Annotated in this window: 8 protein-coding genes; 6 read left to right on the forward strand and 2 right to left on the reverse strand. The window is 54.2% G+C overall.

The genetic code is table 11. From position 1 onward, the window contains the following. The coding region (gene htpX, locus ACWVCN_RS02425; protein ID WP_455243920.1) for a protease HtpX at positions 1 to 728 on the forward strand (728 nt) is incomplete at its 5' end. Positions 729 to 742: 14 nt separating this feature from the next. Next, entirely contained in the window at positions 743 to 1,333 is a 591-nt protein-coding gene (locus ACWVCN_RS02430) for a glutathione peroxidase (protein ID WP_455243921.1), read from the forward strand. Between the two features lie 3 nt (positions 1,334 to 1,336). Here the strand turns inward: ACWVCN_RS02430 and ACWVCN_RS02435 are convergent, their stop codons facing one another. Further along, complete coding sequence (locus tag ACWVCN_RS02435; RefSeq protein WP_455243922.1) at positions 1,337 to 1,624, reverse strand: hypothetical protein; 288 nt, start codon at positions 1,622 to 1,624, stop codon at positions 1,337 to 1,339. A 17-nt stretch (positions 1,625 to 1,641) separates the two neighbouring features. Beyond that, entirely contained in the window at positions 1,642 to 1,896 is a 255-nt protein-coding gene (locus tag ACWVCN_RS02440; RefSeq protein WP_455243923.1) for a hypothetical protein, read from the reverse strand. A gap of 167 nt (positions 1,897 to 2,063) precedes the next feature. On the opposite strand from ACWVCN_RS02440, the gene ACWVCN_RS02445 reads away from it, so the two are divergent. From ACWVCN_RS02445 to ACWVCN_RS02460, 4 genes are all read left to right on the forward strand, one after another. Next, positions 2,064 to 2,510, forward strand: a complete 447-nt coding sequence (locus ACWVCN_RS02445) for a GatB/YqeY domain-containing protein (protein ID WP_455243924.1) — start codon at positions 2,064 to 2,066, stop codon at positions 2,508 to 2,510. Between the two features lie 76 nt (positions 2,511 to 2,586). Further along, entirely contained in the window at positions 2,587 to 3,225 is a 639-nt protein-coding gene (locus ACWVCN_RS02450) for a response regulator (RefSeq protein ID WP_455243925.1), read from the forward strand. Between the two features lie 53 nt (positions 3,226 to 3,278). Further along, entirely contained in the window at positions 3,279 to 4,283 is a 1,005-nt protein-coding gene (locus ACWVCN_RS02455; RefSeq protein ID WP_455243926.1) for a GGDEF domain-containing response regulator, read from the forward strand. A gap of 33 nt (positions 4,284 to 4,316) precedes the next feature. Continuing rightward, positions 4,317 to 6,614, forward strand: a complete 2,298-nt coding sequence (locus ACWVCN_RS02460) for a response regulator (RefSeq protein ID WP_455243927.1) — start codon at positions 4,317 to 4,319, stop codon at positions 6,612 to 6,614. Positions 6,615 to 6,730: the final 116 nt, after the last annotated feature.

Here is a 6,730-nt window from a genome sequence, read left to right on the forward strand (position 1 = left end):
GTTTCGGCGGCGCGTTTATCAGCTTGGCCTTCTCGAAGCAGATGGCCCGAGCCATGCTCGATTGCCAGCGAATCACGGAACCACGCTCGCAGGCCGAACACGTGATTTTTGGAACCGTCCAGGACATCGCGCAACGGCTGCACATCACGATGCCGGAAGTGTGGGTCTATGACTCCCCGGACCCCAACGCGTTTGCCACAGGGCCCAGCAAGAATAACTCGATGGTGGCAGTGTCTACCGGTTTGCTGCAGAACCTACGAGAAGACGAAGTCAAAGCCGTATTGGCCCACGAAATGGGCCATGTGTACAACGGCGATATGTTCACCACCACCATACTCGCAGGCTTGATGAATACCTTCGTCTATTACATCTCGATGTGGGTCCGCCGGTTCTTCGCCGCACGCGATCAAGCCGGCCTCGGCATCGTCTTCTCCATTGTCTTACAGATCTTGTTGACGATCCTCGCCTCGATCGTGATCAGCTGGCACTCACGCCGTCGTGAATTTGCCGCGGACGCGTTCGCCGCTCGTGTGTATGGCAAGGGCTCGATGATCGGGGCTCTGCAAGGCATTGACCGCTGGGTTAACCGGGCGCAGTTCCAATACTCGACGCAAGACGCACTCGCGACGATGAAAATCTCCGGCAATACCACGAGCTTCATGCGGTTTTTCGCCACACACCCGCCAATCGAAGCACGAATTGCCGCGCTCGAAGAACTGCCAACTTAGCAGGAGGCCATACCTTGAAATACCCCCTTATCCTGTTGGCTATGGCGTTGAGCAGCACACTCATCATGGGACCGCCCGCAAGCCATGCCGAGTCGGAAGGGCCTCTCATGGCAGCCAAGACGGTGAGCTTCTACGACTTCACGATGGACGACATCGACGGGATACCCGTGAACCTAAGCCGGTTCAGAGGGAAGGTTCTCCTGGTCGTCAACACAGCCAGCTTTTGTGGGAATACTCCTCAGTACGAAGATCTTGAGAAGATGTACGAGACATATCAAAGCAAAGGACTCGAGATTCTGGCGTTCCCCGCCAACAACTTCGGCCAGCAAGAACCGGGAACAAACGAGGAGATCAAAGGTTTTTGCCTTACGAAATACGCCGTCAGCTTCCCTCTGTTCAGTAAGATCAGCGTGAAGGGGCCGGACAAGCACCCGCTCTACCGGTACCTGACGGAGCAAAGCGCGTTCCCTGGCGAAGTGGAGTGGAATTTCCAGAAGTATTTACTAGACCGATCAGGAAACGTGGTGGGACGGTTTCATCATCGAACAAAACCACTCTCGACGGAAATCGTCAACGAAGTCGAGCGTGTGCTCGCCGCACAGTAGCCGCTACATTCTCTTAAAAAACGTGATATGTTGGCTATATTCCTGGATCGCCGAACCGAGCGCCGCAGAGCCTCGGGGGATATTTGCATCAATCGCGTCCTCCACATCCGGATCGTCAATCTCAACATCGTACCGATCTTGAATATTCGTTCTCACAGGTCCCGCCGTCACGTCCCGGGGCATGAAAATCTCTTTCCACACTTCCTTTTCCACGAGACAGACATCCCGAAACCGCTCGTAGAGCAAGGCCAATTTCTCGGGATCGGTAATTTTAATTCGTTCTCCCATCATGCTCCTTCTTTCGCTGATTATCGCTGGGCCGGTTGCTGAGTTGTACGCTCCTGTTCCTCTTGCTTCAATGTTTCAAAGGTCTTGTCGGAACGGCTACGCACTTGATCAGGCGACGGTTGAGCCATCGGCTTAGGCTGATCCTTTGAACAGGCACTGAACGCCACAAGTAGCACGAGCCCTGCTGCTCCTCCGAACACGATTCGCAATCGGCTGGCTGTGGAGATATTGACCTTCACGGCTTTCCCTCCTCCTGTGAGAGCTTTTTGCCTCATCGTTAACCTGCGGTCCCCTTCCTTCTCAACCTTTAGTTGCGTAGTTTATGATTCCCTCTTACCATAAAACTACTTGTTCTCTCACGTGGCGATCGTACGCATTGACTGAGGAACGACGGCACGTTATTCTCCGTGGCATCCCAGCACTATTAAAAACAGAGGACTCTATGTCTCTTCGTGATCGCCTGGCTGAAGACCTCAAACACGCAATGAAAGCGCGCGACCAACTCCGTATGGATGTGATCCGCATGATCAAGGCCGCCATCTTGAACAAAGAAGTCGAGCTAAAAAAAGACCTCGACGATGCGGAAATGAGCCGCATCATGACGACAATGATCAAGCAGCGGAAGGAATCCGTTGAACAATATGAAAAAGGTAACCGCACCGAACTGGCGGCTAAAGAACGCCAGGAGATTTCGATCATCGAATCCTACCTCCCCGAAGCCCTCTCTTCCGAACAACTCACCCAGGTCGTCGAGGCTGTTATCCGTGAAACCGGGGCCAGTTCCGCCAAGGACATGGGTACCGTCATGAAAGGCGTCATGGTTCGCCTCGGGGGCCGGCCGGTGGACGGCAAACAGGTCAGCGATCTTGTTCGTTCCAAGCTAACGTAGCGTTATTTGTCGTCTGCTATACTTACCCGTGTGCACCATTAGGTGCATACATTAAAGTAACGCACGTAGGACTTTCGTGGGCATACTCATCGTCGACGATTCCCCTGACCAACAAGCGCTCCTTCGCTCCATTCTTGGGAAGGCCGGGCATGCCGAGGTCATGACCGCGGATTCGGCAAGATCCGCCGCAGCATTCCTGAATCTTAATGGTAACGCCACTGATCAGAAAATTGATCTGATCCTGATGGATGTGCTCATGCCCGAGCAAGACGGCGTTGAAACCTGCCGGCAGATCAAGCAGTGCGCACATCTCCGCGACATTCCCATCATTATGGTGACGGCGCAAAACGACCTGAGTAATCTCAAGGAGGCCTTCGCGGCCGGTGCAATGGACTACATCACGAAACCGGTCAACACCGTCGAACTCCTCGCCCGCGTCACCTCAGCCTTGACCCTGAAGAACGAGATGGACAGGCGAAAGAATCGGGAGCTCGAACTTCACCGCAGCAACGAAGAACTCCAGAAAGCCTTGCGCGAGGTGAAAGTGCTTCGCGGCTTGATCCCGATCTGCGCATCGTGCAAGAAGATTCGGAATGACGGAGGTTTCTGGCAACAGCTGGAAGAATATTTGAGCGAACACTCCGAAGCCGAATTCAGTCATGGCCTCTGCCAACCCTGCATCAAAAAGCTTTATCCTGGTGTTTACCAGGACTAGTTGCTAGGATCTCCTCTGATTTCGCAGGGCTGATTCTATCGAGGGACCATCTCATGAGCATACTCATCGTCGACGATTCCCAGGACGATCGGACACTCGTCCAGTCGATTTTGACTGCTGCCGGATACGATCAGATTCTCGTGGCCGGCTCGGCAGCCGAGGCCTTCCATCTCCTCGGACTCGAAGGCGGCACCTACGGCGCTGCAAGGGTTGATCTTATTTTAATGGATATCATCATGCCGGAAATGAGCGGTATCGAGGCATGCCGGCAGATCAAGGCCGTCGAACGGTTCCGTGAAACCCCGATCATGATGATGACCGTCAAGACCGACCCGGTGGATTTGCAACTCGCCTTTGCGGCCGGAGCGCTGGACTACATCGCCAAACCCATTAATAAGATCGAACTGTTGACGCGCGTTCGGTCAGTACTTCGGCTTGTTCACGAAATTGAACGTCGACGGGCACGGGAACAGGAACTCCTTGACGTCATGCGGCAACTTCAGGAAGCGAATCAGATGCTGTTGCGTCTCTCCTGCCTGGACGGATTGACCGGAATCACCAACCGTCGTCAATTCGACGACTTCCTCGACCAGGAATGGCGCCGCGCCGTCCGCGAATCGATGCCGATTTCCCTGATCATGCTCGACATCGATCAATTCAAGACCTACAACGATACGCAAGGGCACACAGCGGGGGATGAATGCCTTCGACAAGTGGCTAATGCCATCTCCAACGCCGTGAACCGTCCGGGGGACCTCGTCGCACGATACGGAGGGGACGAATTTGTCGTCGTCCTTCCAGGCACAGCCATAGATGGCGCCGCGCAGGTCGCAGAATTGCTTCGCCAAAAGATCGAATCATTGGACATTAAACATGGCGAAGATGACGTCATAACCATCAGCGTCGGGTACGCCAGCACGATCCCTGGCCGGTCTGCTTCACCGACCGATCTGATCAAGGCAGCCGATCAGGCGCTCTATCAGGCAAAACAGGAAGGTCGAAACAAGGCGAAGCAGGCGGGCATTCTGACGCTTGTCCCTCACTCTACCGAGGATTAATTATCGTCGACCTCGACCGCTCGCGTATTATCCATGTCCCGATTGCGCCGCACACCGGACCGCACAAGCCGCCGTAGACCGAAGAACCCAAAACTTGCCGAGGTTCAAACCCGACTCCCGCGCGAACAGGCTGTTCGAAAACCTGACGCGCGCGTCCGCCGCAAGGTGAAACAGGCTCTCGAACTGGCCCAACAAGATCCCACCGAATTACTGGAGCGCTACCAAGAGACTCTCAGAAAGGTTGCGCAGAGTGATGCCTTACACAGTGGTCAGCTTCCGCAAGCTTTCCAGGTCATTACCGAAGCCTGCAGCAGGCTACTGGAAGTTGAACGATCCAGCATTTGGCTTTTTTCCGATAATCAGACCTCTATCAAATTAATCGACCTGTATGAGGCCAAACCCCATCGCCATTCCAACGGGTTTGTCCTCAAAGCCTCTGACTACCCGACATATTTTCAAGCCCTCTCCACTGAGCAACGTGCCATTGCGGCCCACAACGCCCATACGGATCCACGGACACGGGAGTTTGTAGACACTTACTTGTCTCCTCTTGGCATCGGAGCGATGCTTGATGCGCCGATCAGACAGAAAGGCAAAGTTGTGGGAGTTCTCTGCTCCGAACACATTGGAGGTCCACGACACTGGAATGTGTACGAAGAGCAGTTCACCAGTTCTATGGCAACAATGGCTACCCTCGCGCTGGAAGCTATCGAGCGACACCATGGAGAAGAAGCCCTACGAATCGCGAAGGAGACTGCCGAAGTCGCCAGCCGTGCCAAAAGCGAGTTCCTGGCCAGCGTGAGCCATGAGATCCGAACCCCCATGAATGCCATTATCGGAATGGCTGATCTCCTCTGGGAAACGGACCTGACGCCGGAACAGCGCAAGTATTTGAGGATCTTCCGGCGGGCTGGGAGCAATCTTCTGCACCTCATCAACGATATTCTGGATCTTTCAAAAGTTGAATCCGGCCATCTCGAACTGGAGTCGATCGAATTCGACCTCAATGAGTTAATGGAGAAGGCCATTGAAATTCTGGCAATGAAAGCTCATGAGAAAGGGCTCGAACTTGCCTACCATCTCTCTCCTGAGGTTCCCTGCTCGCTGGTCGGAGACCCGACACGCCTTCAGCAGATTCTGATCAACCTCATCAGCAACGCGATCAAATTCACAAAGCATGGTTCCGTCGTCGTTGAAATCGCGAACGAGCCGTTTCAGCCAGGCACAGGCAGAATTCGCTTCTCCGTCACCGATACCGGCATCGGCATCGCACCCGATAAAGTGGCGAACATTTTCGGCAGTTTCACACAAGCGAACACTTCCATTTCAAGGGAATATGGCGGGACCGGGTTAGGCCTCAGTATTTGTCGACAGCTGACGGAATTGATGACCGGTAGAATTTGGGCGGAAAGCACGCTCGGACAAGGAAGCACATTTCATTGCTCTGTACAACTGGGCATTAAGTCCTGTCCGAAGACATTCCCGGCTCAGGGGTCTTTCGACCTATGTCGGCTTCGCGTGCTCGTGGTCGATGACCATCCGATTAATCTCTCTATCTTATCCGAAGCGTTTTCCTCCTGGAACGCACAGGTGACTGCCATCACCAATGGTCAAGAGGCCCTCACCGAGCTTCGGCGTGCCGAGGAATCGACACAACCTTACGGACTGCTCCTGCTCGACTGCCGGATGCCGGACATGGATGGCTTCCAGATCGTCGAAGAGCTCCGACGCTCCAAGTTACTGGACACGCTCACCGTCATCATGATGACCTCCGACCACTGGGCCGATGACATCGCACGCACGTACGACCTGTCCCTTGGCGGTTACGTCACAAAGCCCATCAGAAGGTCCGAGCTCCTGCAAGCGGTAAAGATCTCCCTTAATCGCAGCCAAAATGTTCCGATTTCGGCGACTCCCCCCGCTTCAACTGGTCCAGTTGAAGCGGGGCGATTGTGCGTACTTCTGGTCGAGGATTCGCCCGACAATCAAATGCTGATTCGTTCCTATTTGAAGCAGACACCCTATCAACTTGTTGTGGCAGACGACGGTAGCATTGCTCTTGACAAGGTCAAGAACGAACATTTCGATCTGATTCTCATGGACATGAACATGCCGATCATGGATGGATACGAGACTACGAGTCGAATCCGCTCATGGGAGCGAGAATATAACCTGCCCCACGTTCCGATCATTGCCTTGACCGCTCTCGCCCTAAAGGAGGACGGGAAGAAGATTCTTGAAGCCGGCTGCGACACGCACTTGACGAAGCCCATCAAGAAACAGACGCTCCTGGAAGTGCTCCAGGCCTACGACGGGGACAAGAGGAAATGACGCACCAACCTGACACGGCTGCCCAGGATCGTCCCGTGGTCCATGCGGATCCCAACCTGGCAGAAATCATCCCGGTCTTTTTGGAGAACCGCCGTAAGGACGTCGAAACTCTCCAA

Source organism: Petrachloros mirabilis, from assembly GCF_975968855.1.